The sequence below is a fragment of the Lacihabitans sp. LS3-19 genome, from assembly GCF_024343575.1.
GTDB lineage: Bacteria > Bacteroidota > Bacteroidia > Cytophagales > Spirosomataceae > Leadbetterella.
Window position 1 is genome coordinate 44,609 of the sequence record NZ_RJUA01000120.1, and the last position, 23,640, is coordinate 68,248.

General features: G+C 34.3%; 22 protein-coding genes. 12 read left to right on the forward strand and 10 right to left on the reverse strand.

The features are described from left to right. Positions 1-40: 40 nt before the first annotated feature. Both ppdK and EGI22_RS17795 read right to left on the reverse strand, forming a co-directional pair. Positions 41-2,791 carry a pyruvate, phosphate dikinase gene (gene ppdK / locus EGI22_RS17790; RefSeq protein ID WP_255069786.1) on the reverse strand — a complete coding sequence of 917 codons (2,751 nt, stop codon included), beginning with the start codon at positions 2,789-2,791 and terminating at the stop codon, positions 41-43. A gap of 144 nt (positions 2,792-2,935) precedes the next feature. After that, the gene (locus tag EGI22_RS17795; RefSeq protein ID WP_255069787.1) at positions 2,936-3,559 is read right to left on the reverse strand and encodes a 7-carboxy-7-deazaguanine synthase QueE; all 624 of its coding nucleotides are present in this window, start codon (positions 3,557-3,559) and stop codon (positions 2,936-2,938) included. Between the two features lie 122 nt (positions 3,560-3,681). Here EGI22_RS17795 and ispG point away from each other — a divergent pair, with 122 nt between their 5' ends. The 6 genes from ispG (at position 3,682) to trxA (ending at position 8,113) form a co-directional block, all read left to right on the forward strand. Next, a complete protein-coding gene (ispG, locus tag EGI22_RS17800; protein WP_255069788.1) occupies positions 3,682-5,619 on the forward strand; it encodes a (E)-4-hydroxy-3-methylbut-2-enyl-diphosphate synthase in 1,938 nt (645 codons plus the stop codon). Positions 5,620-5,629: 10 nt separating this feature from the next. Then, positions 5,630-5,821 (forward strand): DUF6728 family protein, encoded by a 192-nt coding sequence (locus tag EGI22_RS17805; protein ID WP_255069789.1) that lies wholly within the window; start codon positions 5,630-5,632, stop codon positions 5,819-5,821. Continuing rightward, complete coding sequence (locus tag EGI22_RS17810; protein ID WP_255069790.1) at positions 5,821-6,180, forward strand: MmcQ/YjbR family DNA-binding protein; 360 nt, start codon at positions 5,821-5,823, stop codon at positions 6,178-6,180. The genes EGI22_RS17805 and EGI22_RS17810 overlap by 1 nt, the downstream gene beginning before the upstream one ends. 6 nt (positions 6,181-6,186) lie before the next feature. Next, a complete protein-coding gene (locus tag EGI22_RS17815; protein WP_255069792.1) occupies positions 6,187-6,594 on the forward strand; it encodes a gamma-glutamylcyclotransferase in 408 nt (135 codons plus the stop codon). An 82-nt stretch (positions 6,595-6,676) separates the two neighbouring features. Beyond that, positions 6,677-7,588: an OmpA family protein gene (locus tag EGI22_RS17820; RefSeq protein ID WP_255069793.1), complete on the forward strand. Its 912-nt coding sequence runs from the start codon at positions 6,677-6,679 to the stop codon at positions 7,586-7,588. 201 nt (positions 7,589-7,789) lie between these two features. Then, positions 7,790-8,113 (forward strand): thioredoxin, encoded by a 324-nt coding sequence (gene trxA / locus EGI22_RS17825; RefSeq protein WP_255069794.1) that lies wholly within the window; start codon positions 7,790-7,792, stop codon positions 8,111-8,113. Positions 8,114-8,150: 37 nt separating this feature from the next. Here trxA and EGI22_RS17830 read toward each other — a convergent pair whose 3' ends face one another. From EGI22_RS17830 to EGI22_RS17855, 6 genes are read right to left on the reverse strand one after another with little or no spacing between them, the layout of a single operon-like run. Beyond that, positions 8,151-9,338 carry an aspartate aminotransferase family protein gene (locus EGI22_RS17830; RefSeq protein ID WP_255069795.1) on the reverse strand — a complete coding sequence of 396 codons (1,188 nt, stop codon included), beginning with the start codon at positions 9,336-9,338 and terminating at the stop codon, positions 8,151-8,153. A 6-nt stretch (positions 9,339-9,344) separates the two neighbouring features. Continuing rightward, entirely contained in the window at positions 9,345-10,544 is a 1,200-nt protein-coding gene (locus tag EGI22_RS17835) for a hypothetical protein (RefSeq protein ID WP_255069796.1), read from the reverse strand. 4 nt (positions 10,545-10,548) lie between these two features. After that, positions 10,549-11,379, reverse strand: coding sequence for a type 1 glutamine amidotransferase (locus EGI22_RS17840; protein ID WP_255069797.1), 831 nt, complete (start codon positions 11,377-11,379; stop codon positions 10,549-10,551). A 42-nt stretch (positions 11,380-11,421) separates the two neighbouring features. Further along, a complete protein-coding gene (locus tag EGI22_RS17845; protein ID WP_255069798.1) occupies positions 11,422-12,519 on the reverse strand; it encodes a carboxylate-amine ligase in 1,098 nt (365 codons plus the stop codon). A gap of 1 nt (position 12,520) precedes the next feature. Further along, positions 12,521-13,528: a RimK family alpha-L-glutamate ligase gene (locus tag EGI22_RS17850; RefSeq protein ID WP_255069800.1), complete on the reverse strand. Its 1,008-nt coding sequence runs from the start codon at positions 13,526-13,528 to the stop codon at positions 12,521-12,523. Positions 13,529-13,534: 6 nt separating this feature from the next. Next, positions 13,535-14,248 carry an alpha/beta hydrolase-fold protein gene (locus tag EGI22_RS17855; RefSeq protein ID WP_255069801.1) on the reverse strand — a complete coding sequence of 238 codons (714 nt, stop codon included), beginning with the start codon at positions 14,246-14,248 and terminating at the stop codon, positions 13,535-13,537. 150 nt (positions 14,249-14,398) lie between these two features. On the opposite strand from EGI22_RS17855, the gene EGI22_RS17860 reads away from it, so the two are divergent. Continuing rightward, complete coding sequence (locus EGI22_RS17860; RefSeq protein WP_255069802.1) at positions 14,399-15,145, forward strand: esterase family protein; 747 nt, start codon at positions 14,399-14,401, stop codon at positions 15,143-15,145. Here EGI22_RS17860 and EGI22_RS17865 read toward each other — a convergent pair. Then, a complete protein-coding gene (locus tag EGI22_RS17865; RefSeq protein ID WP_255069803.1) occupies positions 15,142-16,167 on the reverse strand; it encodes an acyl-CoA reductase in 1,026 nt (341 codons plus the stop codon). The genes EGI22_RS17860 and EGI22_RS17865 overlap by 4 nt on opposite strands. A gap of 110 nt (positions 16,168-16,277) precedes the next feature. Here EGI22_RS17865 and EGI22_RS17870 point away from each other — a divergent pair, with 110 nt between their 5' ends. From EGI22_RS17870 to EGI22_RS17890, 5 genes are all read left to right on the forward strand, one after another. After that, complete coding sequence (locus tag EGI22_RS17870; RefSeq protein ID WP_255048090.1) at positions 16,278-16,625, forward strand: 4Fe-4S dicluster domain-containing protein; 348 nt, start codon at positions 16,278-16,280, stop codon at positions 16,623-16,625. A 560-nt stretch (positions 16,626-17,185) separates the two neighbouring features. Beyond that, on the forward strand, positions 17,186-18,352 hold the full coding sequence (locus tag EGI22_RS17875; protein ID WP_255069804.1) for a porin: 1,167 nt from the start codon (positions 17,186-17,188) through the stop codon (positions 18,350-18,352). 42 nt (positions 18,353-18,394) lie between these two features. Next, entirely contained in the window at positions 18,395-19,726 is a 1,332-nt protein-coding gene (locus EGI22_RS17880; RefSeq protein ID WP_255069805.1) for an ammonium transporter, read from the forward strand. Positions 19,727-20,477: 751 nt separating this feature from the next. Next, entirely contained in the window at positions 20,478-20,816 is a 339-nt protein-coding gene (locus tag EGI22_RS17885) for a P-II family nitrogen regulator (protein ID WP_255069806.1), read from the forward strand. A gap of 36 nt (positions 20,817-20,852) precedes the next feature. After that, a complete protein-coding gene (locus tag EGI22_RS17890) occupies positions 20,853-22,094 on the forward strand; it encodes an ammonium transporter (protein ID WP_255069807.1) in 1,242 nt (413 codons plus the stop codon). Between the two features lie 84 nt (positions 22,095-22,178). Here the strand turns inward: EGI22_RS17890 and mtaB are convergent, their stop codons facing one another. Next, a complete protein-coding gene (gene mtaB, locus EGI22_RS17895) occupies positions 22,179-23,513 on the reverse strand; it encodes a tRNA (N(6)-L-threonylcarbamoyladenosine(37)-C(2))-methylthiotransferase MtaB (RefSeq protein WP_255069808.1) in 1,335 nt (444 codons plus the stop codon). Positions 23,514-23,640: the final 127 nt, after the last annotated feature.

The following is a 23,640-nucleotide window of genomic DNA, read 5'->3' on the forward strand; positions in this document are numbered from 1 at the left end:
ATTAACAATATCTGGTGCATTTTAAAATTTAAACAAATAATTAATTTCCTCGAGGAAATTCCAAAGCGGCTTGTGCAGCTGCCAATCTAGCTATTGGAACTCTGAAAGGGGAGCAACTCACATAATTCATTCCAACCCTGTGACAGAATTTCACACTTTCGGGATCGCCGCCATGTTCACCACATATACCGACTTTAAGGTTTGGTTTGGTTTTTCTACCTCTTTCGGTACCAAATTTTATCAATTCTCCTATTCCTTCTTGGTCGATTGTTACAAATGGATCATCAGGTAAAATCTTCAAATCAAGGTATTTAGGCAAAAATCCTCCAATATCATCTCTACTAAATCCAAAGCCCATTTGGGTAAGATCATTGGTGCCAAAACTAAAGAAATCTGCCGCAGTTGCCATAGTTTCTGCCATAAGAGCAGCTCTTGGTATCTCTATCATCGTTCCATACAAATATGGAATTTTACTCATATGGTGTTTTTGACAAACCTCTTCATACACTCTATCGACTATTTCTTTTTGATTAGTAAGTTCGTTTACTGTACACGTCACAGGAATCATTATCTCTGGGAAAGGTTTTTTGCCTTCTTCCAAAAGCTCCGCTGTAGCTTCAAAAATTGCTTTGATTTGCATCTCAGTAATTTCAGGAAAACTTACGCCAAGCCTAACACCTCTGTGGCCGAGCATTGGGTTGTTTTCGTGCAGAGCCAAAACTCTTCGATGCAAAACACTCATTCTTATGCCCAATTCTTTACCCAATTGAGAAAGTTTTTCTCTATCATGAGGTACAAACTCATGCAACGGCGGATCAAGTAATCTGATTGTTACTGGGTGACCGTCCATTACTTCTAGGGTCTCTTTTACGTCTTTTTTAACAAACACAAAAAGTTCATCTAATGCCTCTCTTCTTTCAGCTTCTGTGGTGCTCACTATCATTTTACGAAGTAAAAACAAAGGCTGCTCGCTTCCTTCTCCATAAAACATGTGTTCGGTTCTAAACAATCCGATACCTTCAGCTCCAAATTTATAAGCATGTATAGCATCGTTTGGTGTTTCAGCATTGGCTCTAACACCAATGGTTTTATATTTATCAACCAGGAGCATTAAGTCTCGATAAGCTTCATTTTTGTCAATATCAATATCAACCAAAGGCATGCTGCCTTCATAAACATTACCTTTTGTGCCGTTCAAACTTATCCAATCACCTTCTTTTATATGTGTACCATTTTTGGTTTTGAAGGTTTTGGCTTCTGTATTAATTTCTAAATCACCGCAACCTACTATGCAGCATTTTCCCCAGCCACGAGCCACAAGTGCTGCATGAGAGGTCATTCCTCCTTTGGTTGTCAAAATAGCCTGAGCTTTATGCATTCCATCAACATCTTCAGGTGAGGTTTCTTCTCTTACCAAAATTACCTTTTCGCCTTTAGAGGCCCATTCAACAGCATCTTCTGATGAAAATACCACCCTGCCTTTAGCTCCTCCTGGACCAGCTGGTAGTCCTTTGGCTATAATAGTAGATATCTTTTCTATTGTAGGATCTAACATCGGCAGCAATAGCTCAATCAATTGGTTTGGATTTACTCTCATAATAGCCTCTTTTCCATCTATTAAGCCTGATTTATTCATCTCGGTTGCCATTCTAACAGCAGCTACTCCGTTTCTTTTTCCTACTCTGCATTGTAGCATATACAATTTGCCTCTTTCTATCGTAAACTCTATATCTTGCATATCATGGTAATGACTTTCGAGTCTACTTTGATATTCAAAAAGCTCTTTATACTGCACTGGCATCAGTTTTTCTAAAGATTCAAATTGCTGACTCTGAGCATTTTTTGAATATTCATTTACGGGAGCTGGAGTCCTTATTCCGGCCACTACGTCTTCTCCTTGAGCATTAACCAGAAATTCTCCATAAAATTTATTTTCGCCAGTACCAGGGTTTCTTGTAAAAGCCACTCCAGTACAGGAATCATTACCTAAATTTCCAAAAACCATGGCTTGAACGTTTACTGCTGTGCCCCATTCTTCTGGTATTCGTTCTATTCTTCGGTATTCTATGGCCCTTTTACCCATCCAACTACTGAAAACTGCCCCCATTCCTCCCCAAAGTTGTTCTTCAGGATCCTCAGGGAATTCGATTCCAAGTACTTTTTTTACAGTTTTTTTATAATCTGCCACCAATGCTTTCAATTCTTCTACTGTTAAATCAGTATCACTAGCATATCCGTGAGCGTGTTTGATAGCCTCTAGTTTTTCATCTAAAATCTTCCGAATTCCTTTACTATGTTTTACTTCCAGTCCACCTCCTTTTTCCATTACCACGTCGGCATACATCATAATTAACCTTCTGTAGGCATCGTAGGCAAATCTTTCATCGCCACTTTGGGCTATAACTCCTTTTATTGTTTGGTCATTCAAACCAACATTTAGCACAGTTTCCATCATTCCAGGCATGCTTTTACGAGCTCCCGAACGAACCGAAACTAAAAGTGGATTTTGCAAATCACCAAATTTTTTGCCCGTCAATGTTTCCATTTCAGACAGGGCATCACCAATTTGTTTTTTTAAGATATCAGGGTATTTCTTGCCATTTGCATAAAAATAAGTGCAAACTTCAGTGGTAACAGTAAATCCGGGAGGAACTGGAAGTTTTAAATTCGGGTGTCCAGCCATTTCGGCAAGGTTTGCACCTTTTCCACCCAAAAGATTTTTCATTGATTCGTTTCCATCGGCCTTTCCACCACCGAAGAAATATACATACTTAATATCAGATGTTTCCATTGTATTATAATGTTTAGAGCATTTTTTCAAATAAATGCTCATGTTATTTATATACAATTCTAACATATCCACCTTCATAAAGTAAACGCTTAAGTCAAGAAAAATGATGACTTTAGTCAGGTAGTTAAATGCAAAAAGAAGTAATTATGGAATATCTAAATATTTGTGAGTTTGGATACTTATTCTCCATTTTGGATTTTCTTTGATAAAATCAACAATCAGAGGCATCATTTGATCTCTTTTGTCCCACTCTGGTTGCAGATACAATATGCAATCTTTATTGACTTTTTTTGCGTGTTTTTCTGCAAAAGCAAAATCAGATTTATTGAAAACAATGACTTTCAACTCGTTTGCAGAAGCATAGAATTCAGGCAATGGCTCCTTGAATTTTTTTGGAGAAAAACAGATCCAATCCCAGTCTCCACTTAGTGGATGAGCACCAGAAGTTTCGACATTTGTCTTTAAGTTGTTGTTTTTCAATGCCTTTGTGAGATTGTCCAAATTGTACATTAAAGGCTCACCACCTGTTATTACAATCAAATCCGCGGGATTATTTTTTGCAGAGTTTACGATTTCTTCAATGGTGTTTTTTGGATGGACTTCAGAATCCCATGACTCCTTTACATCACACCAAACACAACCCACATCGCATCCGCCTAAACGGATAAAATACGCGGCTTTGCCACTGTGAAAACCTTCACCTTGAATAGTATAAAAAGCTTCCATTACTGGTAGCTTTTCCGTTAAATCTATATTATTTTTCTGCATTTCAATGGCAAAATTAAACAGAAAAACATTCTTAAGTGTTATGAATGAGAATCAAATTGTGTTTTTGTAATCACAAAAAGATTTTTAAGTTTACTTTTGTACAAAAAAATAGCAGCATTTTAATGAAATCTCCTTTCGGACAATCCTTAACGCAATATTCTCGGAGAATTACAAACCAAATTCAAGTCGGCTCTCTTGGACTCGGGTCAGATTTTCCAATCCGTGTGCAATCAATGACCACAGTAGATACTATGGATACACAGGGTTCTATAGATCAGGCAATAAGAATGATAAATAGCGGTTGTGAGATTGTCAGAATCACAGCACCAAGTGTAAAAGAAGCTCAAAATTTAGAGAATATTAAAAATGGACTTAGGGCGGCTGGATATGAAACGCCTTTGGTTGCTGACATACATTTTACACCAAATGCTGCCGAATTAGCAGCAAGGATTGTTGAAAAAGTTAGAATTAACCCTGGAAATTATGCAGATAAAAAACGATTTGAAGTTATTGATTATTCAGACCAAAGTTATGGACTTGAGTTAGAACGAATAAGAGAACGTTTTTTGCCATTAATTAAAATTTGTAAAGAATATGGGACCGCAATGCGGATTGGAACAAACCATGGGTCCCTTTCAGATAGAATTTTGAGTAGATATGGTGACACACCAATGGGAATGGTGGAATCTGCACTTGAATTTTTAAAAATCTGTGAAGACGAAAATTATTTCAATGTAGTGCTTTCTATGAAATCATCAAATCCGCAAGTGATGGTTCAGGCCTATAGATTACTTGCCAAACGATTGTCAGACGAAGGCCTGAAGCCTTATCCTTTACATTTAGGTGTTACAGAAGCCGGAGAAGGAGAAGATGGTCGTATAAAATCTTCCATGGGTATTGGTACTTTGCTTGAAGATGGTCTGGGCGATACAGTTAGAGTTAGTTTGACCGAAGATCCAGAGTTTGAGTCGCCAGTCGCTAGAAAATTAATCGACAGATATCTTCCAAATTCTGAAAATTATACAATTTCAGAGGTTGAGCAAATTAGTTTTGATCCTTTTTCATACAAAAGAAGAATTACTCAGGAAATAGGAAATATTGGACAACAGAATGTACCAAGAGTTATTGCCGATTTTTCAAACGAAAAAGATATAAAAGTAGAAGATTTGAAGGAAATAGGGCATTATTATTTGCCTCTTCCAGACAAATGGAAAATGAATGATTTAGGAGTAGACTATATTTATTCAGGAAAGGATCCTATAACTTTTATGCTTCCGAATGGCTTGAAAGAAATATTAGATGCAGAAATATGGAATAATCATTCAGATAAAATAAATAAATTTCCACTATTTGCTATAAATCAATTAGTTGAAGTCCAAATATTTCATGATAATTTAAATTTTCTAAAAATAAATACTTGGGAAATCGATACTTTTGTCTTAAATACATTAAAAAATCAATCAAATTTTGTTATACTTTTAAGGTCCGATAGACCAAATCCATATTTAGATTTAAGAAAAGCTTTTCAAGTTTTAGAGGAAAATGAGATAAAAAACCCTGTGATTTTGGCAAATAAATATCCAAATTTCAGTTTAGAAGATGCTCAATTATTTGCTTCTACTGATTTAGGAGGATTGTTTGTAGACGGTTTTGGAGATGGAATCATGATCTCAGGAGATAATAATTATAAGGAATTGAATAGTTTGGCGTTTGGTATTTTACAGGCCGCAAGAACAAGGATTTCAAAAACTGAATATATTTCATGCCCCTCGTGCGGACGAACTTTATTTGACCTGCAAGAGACAACTGCCTTAATCAGAAAACGCACCGACCACCTAAAAGGAGTAAAGATAGGAATAATGGGTTGCATAGTTAATGGCCCAGGAGAGATGGCAGACGCCGATTATGGCTATGTTGGTATAGGAAAAGATAAAATTTCGCTATATCGAGGACAGGAAGTGGTAAAGCGATCTATTAATTCACAAAATGCTGTAGATGAGTTAATTAATCTCATCAAAGAAGATGGCAAATGGATAGAAAAAGAAGCAATAGAATTATAATAAAAATACAATGGAAAGATTACTTTCAATTTTAAAAATAGGACCTGTATTTGACTATTTTGTTAGAGTATTTAAAAAAGATACAGAAGGAAAATACCCAACAAGTTCTAACCTTAGAATGATGCATGGCATTAATAAAATTTCCATCATTATGGGACTAATAGCACTGATTGTAATAATCTACAGATATTCTACTAGATAATGAACATCGAGGACATTCGAAATTACTGCTTAAGCTTCAAAGGTGTTACTGAAGAAATGACCTTTGGTCCTACAACAGTGGTTTTCAAAGTAATGGGCAAAATGTTTCTTTTACTTCCTCTTGATACTGAAAACCTAGTTTTGAGCGTTAAGAATACGCCGGAGAAAAACATAGATTTAAGAGCACGAAATAATAATATTGTAGGTGCATATCACATGAATAAAGTTCACTGGAACAATTTATTTATAGATTTTACAACCAAAAATGATTTAGTACGTGAATTAATTTCTGAATCTTATGAGTTAGTAAAAAAAGGACTTACGAAGAAACTGCAAGCAGATTTAGAAGGTTTTGAGTGAAAAAAAATGGAAGAAATTTATCTTTTTGTTTATGGTACTTTAATGAGAAAGTTTCCAGAAAACCCATTTAAAAATGAATTGGAGAAGAATTTAACATTTATGGGGGAGGCTTACACCTACGGAAAACTATTTTTGGTCGATTATTATCCTGGGTTCATACCTGATTTAAGTGATGAAAAATCCAAGGTTTGGGGTGAAGTTTTTAGGGTAAAAACTCCTGAAATTGTATTTGAATTGTTAGATGAATACGAGGAATATTTCCCAAATGACAAGTATAAGTCTTTGTATACAAGAGAATTGTGGGATTGTTTTCTTATGGATTCCAATAAAAGGCTCAATTGTAATATCTATTTTTATAATAAGCCTATTCATAAATTAAAATATTTAATTAATGGACAATTTATTAATAAGTAATATTAATAAATTTTGCTTGATTTTATTAAAAAATGTACTTTTGTATATAGATTAAACACCTTAAACATCAAATTATAATATTATGGGTATTTCCAAAAGAGTGATTATTGTATTTGCAGCAACAATTGCGTTTTCATCTTGCGTTTCAAAGAAAAAATTTGCTGGACTTCAAACTGAGCTAACCGCTACTAAAGCAGATTTAGAAAGAAGAGGAGAGATGGTGAATGATTTCAAAAACAAGCTAGTTACTTGTGAGCAAGAAAAAGAAAGGGCAGAAGCTGCTGCCAAAGCTGCTCAAGCTTCAAGAGAAGAGCAAATGAAGGATTTAAGAGCTCAAATTACCGACCTACAAAGAGTAAGAGATACTCAAATGCAGCAGGTTGGAGGTTTGACTGTTTTAAATCAGACTGCAAATGAGAATATTAATCGTACACTTTCTCAATTAGAGAAAAAAGATAAGTACATCGGATTACTTCAAGCAGCTAAATCAAAGGCTGATTCTATGAACTTGGCTCTAGCTGTAAACCTGAAATCTGTTCTTAACGAAGGTTTGGATGATACAGATATTGAAGTAAAAGTGGACAAAACGGTTGTTATGGTCAATTTATCAGATAAAATGTTATTTACATCTGGTAGCTATAAAATATCTCCAAAAGCCTACAATGTTTTAGAGAAAGTAGCGAAACTTTTACAATCAAGACCAGATTTGGAAATGATGGTTGAAGGTTACACTGACAATGTTAAAATTAGCACTGATTGTATAGACGACAACTGGGATTTGAGCGTAAAACGTGCCACTTCAGTAGTTAGAACTTTACAAACTAAGTTTGGTGTAGATCCAAATAGATTAATTGCTGCTGGAAGAGGAGAGCATAATTCTTTGACTTCTAATGATACTTCGGAGGGTCGCTCGATTAACCGTAGAACAAGAATAATTTTGATGCCAAAATTAGATCAATTCTATGATTTGTTGAATCCTGATAATATGAAATAAGAATTTAAAATTCAAAAATGAGCCACTTAACTTTTAAGTGGCTCATTTTTTTTTAATATCAGTGTTAAATAATGATATAAGTACTTTTTTTTTACTCTTAAGAATAAATTCAAATTTATAAATCAAATGCAGGAACTATTTAAAACTGTTCGTACGTTTTAGGTTTATAAATTATTAAATTACCAAAATTTTTAGAAAATAATGGCAGCTAACGCAATTGAAATCAACGATTCAAACTTTAAAGATATAATAAATTCAGAAATACCAGTTTTAGTGGACTTTTGGGCAGAATGGTGTGGACCTTGTAAAATGATAGGACCAACTGTAGAAGAATTAGCGGGAGAATATTTAGACAAAGCAGTTGTGGGTAAGATGGACGTAGATGCAAATAGCATTACTCCTTCATCTTTAGGTATACGTTCTATTCCTACTTTAATGATTTTCAAAAAAGGAGAAATGGTGGACAAAATAGTTGGTGCAGTGCCAAAGCATATTTTAGCTCAAAAATTAGAAGCAGCTTTATAAGTAAAATTAGCCTCAAATTTGATTTGGGGCTATTTTTTTATCCCAAAACCACACTTTCTACAAAAGCAATTTCCTCTTCGGAAATATTCAATGGTGGTGATATCCTCATGGCATTATCACAGTACAAAAACCAATCGGTAATCAATCCTTTTTCGATAAAACCATCAATTGTAGTTTTCAATATCTCAAAATTCTCGAACTGAGCAGCTAACATTAAGCCTTTTCCTCTTACTGATTTCACCAAAGGATGTTTTTCGAATATTTTCTTGATTTGTTTTCCTTTAACTTCAATTGATACTAAATCTATTTCGTCCCTGATAATTTCTAAAGTGGCTAATGACGCGGCACAACTCACTGGATGACCTCCAAATGTAGTAATATGACCTAGAATTGGATTTTCCTTAAACACTGCCATAATATGCTGAGGAGCCATAAATGCACCTATAGGCATTCCGCCTCCCATGCCTTTTGCTGAGAGCATAATATCTGGTAAAAATCCAAAATGTTCGGCAGCCCAAAATTTCCCAGTTCGACCAAAACCCGTTTGTATTTCATCAAAAATCAGAAGAGTACCGTGTTCCTGACATCTTTGTGCTAATTTTTGGATAAAGTCTAAGTTTGTTTCTAAAATTCCACTTTCGGCACCAATGGGTTCTATGATAACTGCGGCAGTATTTTTATTGACTTTAATTATGTCATTCAGATTGTTTCTCTCAATTTTCTTTATGCCAGGTAATAGAGGTCTAAAACCTCTCTTAAATTGCTCCTCTCCCAAAGAAAGTGCTCCATGCGTTGAGCCATGATAAGAGTTTTTTATAGCTATAATTTCCGTTTTTCCTGTATATCTTTTTGCCAATTTTAAAGCACCTTCAACTGCCTCAGTCCCCGAATTAGTAAAATATACATTATCAATTTTTGCTCCTGAAAGTGTATTTAGTTTTGAAAATGAATCGACTAAGGCAGAGGCTAATTTCACCTGTGGGCTCTGGATGTATTCACCATAGACCATTTGATGTAAGTATGAATCTACCTGGTTTTTTATGGCAGCTACGACTTTTGGATGGCGATGACCTACATTGCTCACTGATATACCAGAAATCAAATCCAAATATGGCTTCTGATGTTTATCAAACAAAAAACTTCCTTCGGCATAGGTAAATTCTAATGCCAGCGGACTATCAGAGGTTTGGGCAAGGTTTTGAAGAAAAAGTTGTCTATTATCCACTGATTATTAGTTTGTTTCGAAAAATGCACAACTGCCACCTACCCAATCGAAGTTCTTGTTAAAATCCACACCTATCATTTTTCCACGACTTAGTCTAGCCAAATTAGTCATTAATTTAGGATAACTTGCATTTTCTGGCCAAATATAAAGCATCCTTATTTCGCATTTTATTTTTTCTCCGTTAATATCTTTTATACAAGGATTATATTCGATTTTCTTTTGCAATAAGAAATTTTCGGGATCTTTTATTTCTTCCAAATCTTTTTTAGTAACATCAATTTTAACCCCAGTTCCCGCAAAAGAAAAAAGTGGTTTCAAAACGTAATTTTCTAAATCCTCTGGAATTTCTTTCAAATCTGAAAGATATGAGGATTCTGGAATATACTTCGACTTAAAAAGTGGGAGACTAAACTTAGAAACTCGATAGAACCAGTTTGGATGTGAAACCCAAGTAGCACTATGTTCTGCTTTTAAGTCAAAGTTTAATTTTAAATCTGGATAATTTCTATCCAAATCATCAAATATCAATCTATTAAAGATTCTTTCAATCCCAATTTTCTTCCCATCAGCTTCATAATACAAATCCTTACCTGATTTTTTTATATTGCTTACACAAACTGCATCTATTCCCCAAAATTTCTTTGAAATTGCAAAGTCCAGTCTTGTTTTCTGTTTTTCAGGAGCTACTTCTAACAATACAACGTTTTTCGGATGAGAGTCTTCTAACAAGAAATTTTGCATTTCTTGCATATATGTCATAGTATTAAGCCTGTTAAAAAACTCACTGAACCCTTTCTGAACATCAAAATGTTTCTTGTATTTGCTTGCTAAATAAGATTGATACGCAAATAGAGACGGAAATCCCTGTAGTTCAATCAATTGTGGCTCATACTCTCCGTCTTGGTTTTCTGTAACTGCAAAATCTATAGCCAGGCAATTAGGTCTTTTGTTTTCATTGGGAATCAAATGATTATTTGGAATAGCCCTTTGTGTTTTTTCTAAAAAATCTTCCTTTCTAATTACATCAATAATGCCATTACACGCATCTAATATTTTAATTTTCAGCTCTTTATTAACAAAAATAGGCGATTCTGCAACTCTAAAATCAAGTGCGAAAGGAAAATCTTTCTCAATATCAGCTAAAAGGTTTCGATATTTTTCTTCAGAAAACGAAGTATTAAAATATTCTCTAGGTTCGGTTACCATCTTTTTATTTGTTAATTAAAGCGAATTTTCCTTGGAAGGCATGTTCCAGAAAATTTGGCAATACTACTGATTCTGTAAGCATTATCTTGTCTGGATCTTCAAGATGCTTAATCATGTTACGGTATTTTAACTCACCATAACTTGCTATAACAGCATTTCGTTTTTCTTCAGTTTTAAAATATCGGTGCATTCCTTCTGCGTCAGCTTCAGGGTGAAACTGCGTCCCAATTATTTCCGGCGTAAATCTTATGGCCATTATTGCCCTTTCTAAAGGAATATGGGGGCGATATTTTTCAATACAAAGTATTTTTGCTCCTGAAGCTTTTATTTTTTTCTTATCTGGCATAATCGCTTGATAGTCACGAGAATCTACTGCCCAAAAAGGTTCATCAAGTCCAAAGAATACACTCTCATGCATTGCTGGCTCTAATTTATGGATTGGCATTACGCCAAATGAGGTAGATTTTCGTTTATTAATTACGCCAAATTCAAAATACTGAAAAAGCAACTGAAACGAGTGGCAAATCGCAAAAAGCGGCTTTTTGATTTCATTCTTCTTATTGTAATTTATTAATTCATTAATAAAGCCAAAATAGTTTTTCTCCCAATCATGGCCTTCAATCAATGGACTTCCAGGGCCACCAGTAGAAATATACGCATCAAATTTTTCTAGTACTGGTAATTCTTGGCCTTTTCTAATATTAAAAATAGAATAATTGCTTTCAATTATTCCTTTTGAAATTAAAAACTGCTGAACAATACTCTTAATACAACGCATACCTTCATTGGGCACATCATCGTATAAATCTAATATCGCTATTCTAAATTCTAACATTCTTTGGTTTGAAGATGAATTGCAAATTTCGCACAATTCTACTTAAAGTCCGAATTTTGTTTCATTTACTATGTAATCTACCACAGCGTTGAAATCGTTAGTGTCTTCATACACTTTTAGCTGTCTATCCGCACCTGTGCCATTTTTCAAGATTTCGTAGACGTAGTTTACTTCATCCATAGAGCCTAATTCCTCGGCTGTTTCTTTTATGAAATCTAAAAGTTCATCGGCTAATTCGCGATAAGTTACTTCTTTTTCTTTTCCAAAATCTATCAAATTTGCCCCAATACCATATCTAGCGGCCCGCCATTTGTTTTCACTTACTAAGTATCTCGGATAAGGTCGAAAACTCAAGTTTTGTTGCCTTAATTTATACAATTTAGCAATTAATGCTTGCATAATGGCAGCTAAACAAATGGTTTCGTCAACCCGCATGGGTACGTCACAAATTCTAAATTCAATAGTCGGAAAAAACGGATGTAGCCTTAAATCCCACCAAATTTTCTTTCCATTATCTATGCAGCCAGTTTTTATTAAAAGATTCAAATAGGAATCGTATTCGGCAGCTGATTCAAAATGTTCAGGAATACCAGTTCTCGGAAATTTGTCAAAAACTTTGGCTCTGTAACTATGAAAACCAGTATTTCGTCCACACCAAAAAGGAGAATTTACAGATAAAGCAAAAATGTGAGGCAAAAAATACCTTGCCTGATTCATAATTTTTATAGCGTCATCTCGATCTTCAATTCCAACATGCACATGCAAGCCAAAAATTAGATTCCCTCGAGCCACATCCCGCATTTCGTCGATAAGCTTATTATATCTATCATCTTCGGTGATAAGTTGATGTTGCCAATCAGAAAATGGATGCGTTCCTGCTGCAGCAATATGCAAATTTTGCTTTGTAGCCAAATCCAATAGCATCCGTCTCAAATAAGTGACTTCCTCTCTGGCCTCTTGAATATTATGACAGATATTAGTACCAACTTCAACCACAGCTTGATGCATTTCCTGCTTAATCCGCTCTTGAAGTATCGTTTTGCCACCTTCTACTATCTTCGACATGTGCGATTTTAGTTCTCGGGTTTCAGGGTCAATGGTCTGGAATTCTTCTTCAATTCCAAGGGTAAACAATCCCATTTTATTTGGTCTTTTTGGCTTTTACACTCTTTTTAACTACACTTTCTGAAGGCTTTACCGCTGAAGCATTTGAAATAAAACTACCCCAAGTACAATTATCTTGTCCCATTTTTACAGATTGAGCCTTTTCGATTGCAAAATTTGCGGCATTTTCAACAACCCATTCGAAGTTTTCTGTTCCTACAGAATTTATATCTGCATCAGGAGCAGGGTTACAGAAATCTATTGCATATGGAATTCCATCTCTTACGGCAAATTCTACTGTATTAAAATCATATCCTAAAGCTTGGTTTAACCTTAAAACATAATCGGTAATAGTTGCCATAAGTTTTTTATGCTCTTCACCTTGGGTTTTAGGCTGGGTGGCATATCGCAAATGATGAGGATTTAGAGGTTCATAAGGCATAACATGTACATATTTGCCTCCTATACAATAGCATCTATAATAATCTGTGAAGATAATTTCTTCCTGAAGCATCATGACCAGTTGCCCTGTTTCGTTGTGCTTTTGCCATAAATCATCAGGACTGTCTACGCGATATACACTTTTCCAACCCCCACCAGAGTGCGGCTTCATGTATGCTGGAAAACCTATTCTATCAAACATATATTGCCAATCCAAAGGCATTTTTAAATTTCGAAAAGACTGATCACCTGTATCATCTGGTCTTTCTTTAGACGGCAAAAGAACAGTATGGGGTACTGGTATTCCCATTTTTACTGCTAAACAATTGTTGAAGTATTTCTCGTCAGCACTCCACCAAAAGGGGTTATTGATGACGGCTGTACCGCATAGTGCAGCATTTTTCAAAAAAGCCCTATAAAATGGAACATCCTGCGAAATTCTGTCTATAATAACTGCATATTCAGAAGCTACACCTTGTTCGGCTTTGTCAATCAAAACTGGTTCAGCAATGATATCCCTTCCTCCAGTTTTTTGATTTACTCTATCTATAAATGCCCATGGAAAGGTGTTTTCCATACCAAAAAGTATTCCTATTTTTTTCATTTTTGTTTATTGATTAAAGATACCAGAAAGATACTCAGGAAAAGCCATGTTCCAAAGCGGCCAATCATGGCTAGCCCATTTTTTTTCATCGTACCAATGTCCTATGCTTTTATTATTTAAAATTTGAGAAAATCTAAATGTTTCGTTTCTGCAAATATCCCAATCCGAAGTTCCTAAAACTACTTTCAGGTGATTGTACTTCCAAGATTCCACGTTTGGAACAAAATCTACAGGATTATTAAAATATACATTGTCATCATAATACCCTTCCATAAAACTACGGATATCATATGAACCACTCATTCCTACAACAAAAGCAGCTAAATCAGGTTTTTTAAAGGCGAAATTTATAGCATGATATGCACCAAAACTACAGCCTGCCAAACCGATTCTATGTACACTGTTCTCTTTTTGGATTTCAGGAATTAATTCGTCTGCTAAAAATCTTGTATACAATTCATAATTGTAGGCTCTATCATGTGGGCTGATATTTTTTCCATAAAAAGTTTCGAAGTCAATTGTCCCAATATTATAAACTTTGATTTTTCCTTCATTTATAAATCCTGAAACGCTATTCAACAGTCCCATGTCACGATTTTGATTTGCAGAGCCCATCGACGTTGGAAACATTAAAATTGGAAAACCCCAGTGACCGGTCACAAATAAATCTAATGATCTGCCTAAAATATGTGAGTAAAAATTTACGTGGCGTTCTTGCATAGTTTGTTAAATTTGCATTTTGGATTCAAAATCAAAATTATTTTTTATTAATCAAAAGAAAGCTACAGTTTTTTTTGAATAAACTCAGTATAATAATTGGACAAGCAGAAATACCATATTTTAAAAAACAATAAAATTTCGTCTGTTTTCTTGAAAAGAGACGTTGTTTATGATTTAATTATTCCAAGTTCTAGTTACTTTATAGAAAGCGTTCCAACTCTATTAATGAACGACGGTCAGGATTATGAGCAGCTTGAATTGGAAACATTGGCAAGGAATCATTATCAAAATGGAGGAGAGGCTTTTGTCTTTGTAGGAATCCATACCAATGAAAATCGTCTCAAAGAGTATGGCACCTCCAATATCCCTGACTACAAAGGCCGAGGGAGTTTAGCCACAGCATATATGAATTTTATAGTTTCTGAATTACTCATTTCTCTCAGAAATAATTATCCAATCATAGTAAATTTTTCAAAAACAGGATTTTGTGGGTTTTCTTTAGGAGGTTTGTCGGCTATTGACATTGCATGGGAGAATCCACATTTGTTTTCAAAAGTTGGTGTTTTTAGTGGTTCATTTTGGTGGAGAGATAAAGCCTATGAAGATGGATATCAAGATGATATAGATAGAATAATGCATAACAAAATCAGAAATTCTGAACATAAAAAAGGACTGAAGTTTTGGTTTGAATGTGGCACAAATGATGAAACTGCAGATAGAAACAATAACGGAATTATTGATGCTATAGAAGACACTTTGGATTTGATTTCTGAATTAAGAAAGAAGAATTATTCTGATGAAGATATAACTTATGTAGAGGTCAAAGGTGGCGAACATAATTTTGGAACGTGGAAAAAGGTATTTCCAAATTTCTTAGAGTGGTTTTTGAAAAATTAAATTTTAGTTAGAAATTCAATTGTATCAATATCGTCAGCATAGTCTGCCAATCCTGGTGATTGACTTAGACCGAAACCATACGCTTTATTTATCTCTTGTAAATCCGAAACGATTACCTGGATTTGGTCTTTATGTAAGCCTAAGATTGACTTTAAGCTTTCGACATCATCATAATATTCAAAAAACAAAGTAGAAATAGGAGAGGAGAGAGCTGTATCTTCTTTTAGCAGTAAAAAACCATTGTCTAAATGCTCTACTCTATTTACCAAATAGATAGACTTCATGTAATCATAGTTATTGTTGTATTTTGAATGCATCAAAATTGTGTTCCAATATTCAACAGATTCGAAGAAAGTTGTAAAGTCATAACCACGAGGCACAAATAGCTTAGCTACATTTCTACATCCCAATCCAAAATAAGAGAAAATATCATTTCCTAGATTAGATAATTGAATTTTGGATTCATTTCCCGATAAAATAGCAACCGAGGTTCGATTTTTTCTAATAATATGAGGTTTAGAAGCAAAGTAATAATCAAAATATCTAGAAGTGTTGTCGCTTCCTGTAGCTATAAAAGCATCAGAATCATTCAATCTATCCGCTAAGATTAAATATTTTTCGATTTCAGGATTTATCACAATCATCTCCTTTAATAAATATCTAATCAATACTTCGTCTTGTGTACTTGCTTTATAAATAGCAATATGTCCCATCAAAATCACATGAATCAAATCCTGAATTCCGACCAATGGGATATTTCCTGCAGCCACAATTCCAACTTTTTTTGGCGATTTGGGCGTGAAAATATCGGAATTATAAGATTTGACAAATTCAAGTATTTTATCATTGTTCAAATAATGATTAATAACACTTTCAATAGACTTTATTAAATTGTCTAAAGTAAACCAACCGTTTTTAGATTTTGCATACGACAACACCGACAAAAACTCTTCTGAAGCCTTCTTTTTATTTAATCTGTTTCCAAGCTCACTAAATAGTACTATTCTGTCTTCTAATTTCATTATTTTTATAAAAAAATACCCAATGTTCAAATTCAGAACAAAAATACAAAGGATGTAAAACTTTGAAGAATTATATTTGTATTAAGTTTAAAAACATAAGATTTTCTCAAATGGCAATAATAATAACAGACGAGTGTATAAACTGCGGAGCTTGTGAACCAGAATGTCCTAATACTGCAATTTACGAAGGTGGTATTGAGTGGACTTATGGAGGTGGAACCAAATTGTCTGAGGTAGACTTCGGCGACGGTACCATTATTAAAGGCACCGCCAATATGAAACCTGTATCTGATGAGTTTTACTATATAGTATCTGATAAGTGCACAGAATGTACGGGTTTTCATGAGGAACCTCAGTGTGCTGCGGTATGTCCAGTAGACTGCTGCGTACCGGACCCTGACAATGTGGAAGATTTAGAAACACTACAAGCCAAGAAAGCCTGGCTTCACGGAGAATAATTTTATTAAAACCGCAATCAAACATTGCGGTTTTTTTTTTTTCTTATTTTATAAAACTAAGTTTCCAATTAATACTTTTACCATCCTACCCTTTCCAAAAGCATTTTTTTAATATCCAAAAAGGCTTTCTTCACTAGGGTTTATCCTCGACTTTACAATTTAGCTTATAGATTCTCTCTTATATCTTTAGACAATTCGTTATATTTTACTGTAAAATCAAAATTGTACTATTCAATATCTAAAATATTGCCCAAAAGACAACTTTTAAACTCCTTTAGATTCATAAAAGCAAGGGCATCAGCAAAATAAGTATGGATAGATATATATAATCAGAATAATATTTTGCAAAAAAAGGATATGGCAAAATTTATGTCACTTTTATCTAAATTTAAAAAAAATCTAGTTTTTAGCTTATTTTTATAGTACTATTCAAAGAATATATATTTTTTTTAAAGAAATATGTAATTTTTTAAACCTATTTATTTGACAAATGTATTTTTTTGATAGAAGTTTGTTGAAAAATATAACATAAGAATTTTTTAATCAAACCAAAGAAAATTATGAAGAAAGTGTATTTTACAATTTTTAGCCTTGCAGTAATGTTAAACGTTTCTGCTGCTGAAAACCCAACAAAGCCAAGTAAAAGTGAAAAAGCTAAAGATGAGAAAGCTAAAGTCGAAACTCCCGCTGTTGAAGACGAAAAGCCAAATCCTTTAAGTTTCAGCGGGTATGTTGATACTTACTATTTTGCAAACTTTAATGGGGTTCAATCTAATTTAGGGGCATCAGGATTCGAAAGAATTTTTGATCAGAAAGCTAACAACTTTCAAGTAGGTTTGGCTCAGCTGAAAACTACTTATACTACAGATAAAGTGACAGGAGTAATTGACCTTACTTTTGGTAATCACGGAGATTTAGGAAATTATGGAAATGCTTTAAGTCCAATGGGTTCTCAGTTTGGAACAACAGGCCTTGCAATCAAACAAGCATACATGACTTGGGCAATGACAGATAAAATTTCACTTACTGGTGGACAGTATGGTACAAACGTAGGTTATGAAGTTATTGATGCTCCCGCAAACTTCAACTACTCTCTATCAAATATGTTTGGTAATGGACCATTCTATCATACAGGTGTAAAGCTAGATGTTGCTCCAACTGACAATTTCGCATTTATGTTGGGTTTAACAAATGGTCTTGATAGCAAAGATGATAATAACAAATCAAAAGGCTTTCAAGCACAAGTTTCATTTAATCCTGTAGAAAACTGGAGTGTTTATTTAAACTACTTCGGATCTGACGAAGGTGTTGATGAGAAAAATGTAGTTTCATGGTATGATTTAACTACTTCTTTCCAAGTAACTGAGAAGTTTTTAGTAGGTGTAAATGCTGTAACTGGTAAAAACAATACTGGAACTTGGGGTGGAGCTGCTTTGTACTTAAATGGTTATGTTTCTGAGAAATTTGCTATAGGAACACGTCTTGAGTATTTCAGCAATAAAGATGGTGGAATATATTTAGTAGATGCTGATGGTGCTGGTGTTTCAACAACCGGAATAACTATTACAGGAAATTATGATGTATCTCCAAACTTAAAATTAAAGCCAGAATACAGATTTGATTCTTATAAGAATGAGGCTGGCACTTTCCAACTTTACGATAAAGCCGGAGCATTGACAAAGAAATCTCAATCAACATTGGGAGCTGCTTTGATATTCTATTTCTAATCGTATTCTTTTCTTTTGTACAACAAATAACAATATAAATTTATGAGCGAAACAGCAATTAAACCCGCGTATGCCCCAATTGCAATATTGGCAGCGGTAACAGTCCTAGCCTTGGTTTTTCCTTCGATCCCTGGTGCTATTATTACAGAAGGAATAGATAGTGGCGATACAGCATGGATGCTAGTAGCTTCTGCTCTTGTACTGATTATGACGCCAGGCTTAGCGTATTTTTATGGCGGCATGGTAAATACAAAAAACGTTATTTCTACAATGCTTCAAAGTTTTATTGCTATGGGTGTTATTTCCATCGTTTGGGTGGTAGTAGGCTATAGCTTAGCTTTTGGAGAAAGTATCGGGGGATTTGTAGGAAATCCATTTACACATTTTATGATGAAAGGCGTATTAGATGCTGAGCCATGGGGAACTATACCAGCAATAGTATTTGCATTCTTTCAGCTGAAATTTGCTGTGATTACTCCTGCATTAGTAACTGGCTCAATGGCAGAACGTATCAATTTCAAGTCGTATGTTGTATTTATGATTCTTTTTAGCATTTTTATTTATGCTCCATTGGCTCATATGACTTGGGCTTCGGGTGGATTTCTATTCGAAATGGGTGTATTGGATTTTGCTGGAGGAACAGTAGTTCACATGTCGGCTGGTTGGGCGGCACTTGCTGGAGCTATTTATTTAAAACGTCGTAGGTCACATGTAGAGGGAAGTTTTCTTCCGCCAGCTAATATCCCTTATGTTTTACTAGGCACTGGATTGTTATGGTTTGGTTGGTTTGGTTTCAATGCTGGCTCAGCATTAGGTGCTAATCCACTGGCAGCATTGGCATTCTCAACTACAAATACTGCGGCAGGTGCGGCAGGTATAGCTTGGGTTTTGTTTGATGCAGCACGAGGTAAAAAAGTTTCTGCTCTTGGATTTTGTATTGGTGTTGTTGTCGGCCTAGTTGCCATTACGCCAGCTGCGGGATTTGTAACAATTCCTCATGCATTAGTTATCGGTGTTGTGGCTTCAATAATATCAAACTTTTTAGCACATTATAAAACCAAAACAGCCTTAGACGATACGCTTGACGTTTTTCCTTGTCATGGAGTTGGCGGTATGGTTGGTATGGTTTTTACAGGCGTTTTTGCTTCATCAGCAGTTAACAGTGCTGTGACCGATCAAGGTTTATTTTTTGGAGATGCTACTTTGTTCATTAAGCATTTGGTAGCACTTGTATTGGTTTCAGCATTTGCTTTTATTATGTCTTTCATTATTTTGAAATTAACGGATATCTTAGTTCCAATGAGGGTTTCGGAGAGAGACGAATTATTAGGCTTAGATGTTAGTCAACATGATGAGCAATTATTAGAAGCATAAAATATTATATTTGCAAAAAAATCACAATTTATTGTGGTTTTGTTGTACTCCAATAGCAAAATACCCGTCTCTTGATGGGTATTTTCTTTTTATATTAACTCCAAAATAGTTAATTCCATTATTGCAATTACATCCAACATAAATTGTTTTTTTTACTTCCGATTAGTGAAATTTCTTTATACTAAATACTCCCGAATATTTTTTTAAGCAAGGCTTGCTAGAAAAAAATTAATTGTATTATTTCTATAAATCTATTTGAAAAAACAACTTGTGTTATATCCAAAATTTCGAAAATACCCCAGGGATAGACATTTCTAATAAAAAGTAAAATATTTAGAATATTTCTTAAAGAATTCACTACTTGTCGTGTAAATTTTTAAAATACACTAAAAATAGGTTTCATAAATTGAATATTTTTTTTAAAAAATGAAACAATTGTACTAAATACATTAAAATATAACTATTCTAATATTATGTATATCTATAATTATATATAATTTTGAAAATTTAAAATAATCAAAATTTTAAAAGATTATTTTTAAATTAATCGCAATAATATTTTGATATTAACCAAAAAAGTATTTTTTTTGTATGTCAATCTTCCAATCTAAATAATTAGATACTTTCTAAATATTTAGTAATGGAAATTAAAAGTCAGTAGATATTTTTTTTGTATTTTTTTTATATTTACTTACTGTCAAATTTTATTCATTTAAGTATTATTTACCTTTTAAACAAAGATTTATTTTTTATGAAAAGAGTTGAAGCAATTATTAGAAAATCCAAGTTTAATGCGGTTCAAGAAGCACTGCATGAAGGAGGAATCGACTTCTTAACTTATTGGGAAGTGAGAGGTCAAGGTAAAGTTGTAGAAGAGCGTTCATACCATGGCATGCTTTACAACACCAGCATAATTGAGAGAATATTAATTAGTTTCTATTGTCAAGATCAAAATGTTGATAAAGCAATTAAGTCAATAATTTCAGCTGGTCACACAGGAGAAATCGGAGATGGAAAAATATTCATTTCAGATGTTGAAAAAGCAATTAAAATAAGAACATCTGAAGAAGGAGCTGCTGCTCTTAACTAATAAATTAATAATTAAACCAAAGAAAATTATAACAATATGGAAGAAATTTCGACATCGATAACAGAAATAACCAATTCTATTAACAGTTTGTGGGTATTAATAGCCACCTGTTTGGTTATGTTTATGCAAGCGGGTTTCGCTTTAGTTGAGGTGGGCTTTACAAGAGCAAAAAATGGAGCTAATATTTTAATGAAAAACTTGCTGGACTATGCTGTTGGCTCATTAGCTTTCTGGTTTATAGGCTACAGTATCATGTTTGGAGAGGATATGTCAGGTATGATGGGCAAAGTGACCTTGTTTTTTGGTGATGATACAATGGATGGGCTTCCTCCTTATACTACACTTATGTTCCAAACAGTATTTGCAGCAACAGCCGCAACTATAGTTTCTGGAGCTATGGCAGAAAGAACAAAATTTGCGGCATATCTAGTATACAGTGTATTTATTACTTTAATAATCTACCCAGTTTCAGGACACTGGACTTGGGGTGGTGGATGGTTATCAGAAATGGGATTTATTGACTTTGCTGGATCGACTGTTGTACACTCAGTGGGTGGTTGGGCTGCACTTGTAGGTGCTTACTTAGTTGGCCCAAGAGTTGGTAAATTTATAAAAGGAAAGCCTGTAGCTATTCCTGGCCATAATTTAGTTTTGGGAACTTTAGGGGTATTCATTCTTTGGTTAGGCTGGTTTGGATTTAATCCAGGATCTCAATTAGCAGCCGTAGGTAAAGATAATGCAATTGCTGTTTCTCATATTTTTGTTACAACAAATCTTGCTGCAGCAGCAGGTGCTGTTGCTTCAATGATAATCTCTTGGTTTAGATACAAAAAACCATCACTTTCAGTTACTCTAAACGGTGCGTTGGCTGGACTTGTTGGAATTACTGCTGGTTGTGCAGCAGTTTCTGCAGGCAGTGCCGTTATCATAGGTGTAATTTGTGGTGTTGTTTTAGTTTTCGCTTTAGAATTTATTGAGAAATTCTTAAAAATTGATGATCCTGTTGGAGCAATTTCAGTACATGGAGTTTGTGGTGCATTAGGAACACTTTTAGTTGGAGTTTTCGCAACAGAAGGTGGTTTAATCAATGGTGGCGGATTTGCTCAGTTGGGAGTTCAAGCAATCGGTGTATTCTCTACAATGGGCTGGGTTGTTGTAACTTCTTTTGTATTATTCAAAGCAGTTCAATTGACTATTGGCTTAAGAGAATCCGATAGAGTTCAAGAAGAAGGACTTGATATTTATGAGCATGGTGAGACTATTTATAATAACATCTAAATGACCTAAACCTATAATTACAAAAACCTCAGCGAAAGCTGAGGTTTTTTAGTTTTAATTAAATAAGCAAATCTGATATCCATCTTATTGGTGGTGTTCAAAAGTTTCGATTTCTTCTATTTCAACCTGCATATCTGAATTGATATTTATTAGCCTCACTGTTTTCATGTCATTTATCAATAGTGGATCGTATTTAGCTACCACTTTTATATAATTTTCAGTAAAACCGTTCATAAAGCCTTCATTTTCTTCTGATTCGAAAAGAACTAAGCCAGTTTTTTCTAAATTCTGCTCATAAAAGGCTCTTCGTTTTTTCTCTGATAATATGTGAAGCATTCTCGATCGTTCTGCCCTTTTGTTCTGAGCTACAATTGGCCTAATTTTTAAAGCTTCTGTATTTTCTCTTTCAGAATATGTAAAAACATGCAAATAGCTAATATCAAGTTCATTTAAGAAATTATAGGTTGTCAAAAACTCATCATCAGTTTCACCAGGATGACCAACTATAACATCAACACCTATACAACAGTCAGGCATTATTTCTTTTATCTTACTGACTCTTTCTTGGTACAATTCTCTTTTATAGCGTCTTTTCATCAATCCTAAGACCTTATTTGAGCCAGACTGCAACGGAATATGAAAATGAGGAACAAATCGCTTAGAAGTTGACACGAACTCAATAATTTCGTTAGTAAGCAAATTAGGTTCTATGCTAGATATCCTGAACCTTTCAATACCTTCCACATTATCCAATGCTTTTAATAAATCCAAAAAAGTCTCCTTTCTTTGGCCTTTTATAAGTCCGAAATCACCAATATTTACACCTGTCAATACGATTTCTTTTACATCATTTGCAGCAATTTCATTTGCAGCTTTAACGATATTTTCGATAGTGTCAGACCGACTGGCTCCTCTTGCCAATGGTATGGTGCAGTAGGAGCAGGGGTAATCGCATCCATCCTGCACTTTCAGGAAAGTCCGAGTACGATCATTTAAAGAAAAAGAAGTATGATAATCTAAATCAACGTTTATTGAAGTGGCAAAAACTTTATTTTGAGGAAAGACATGAGAGGCTTGTTTCTCAAAAGTCCCAATAATCTCATGAAGTCTAAATTTTTCAGCAGCACCCAAAACTGCATCCACACCTTCTATTTCTGCTATTTCTTGTGGTTTAAGTTGGGCGTAACAACCTATTATTGCCACATAACCGTTTGGGTTAATTTTTTGTGCTTCTTTTACGATTTTTTTACACTTTTTATCAGCATTTTCTGTAACTGAACAAGTGTTAATAATAAACACGTCTGGCGTATCTTGAAACCCAACTTTACGAAATCCCTTCTCCTCAAAAGTTCGAGAAATAGTAGAAGTTTCGGAGAAATTAAGTTTGCAACCTAAAGTATAAAAAGCGACTTTTTTCATATTAAAACACCTTTCGCTACTTAGACTTTAATTAGCAAAAAGTAAAAAATGAGATTTTGAAGAAAAATTTCACAAAATTACAAACAAAAAGCCCCCAGAACAAAAGTTTTGGGGGCTTTGTATAGTA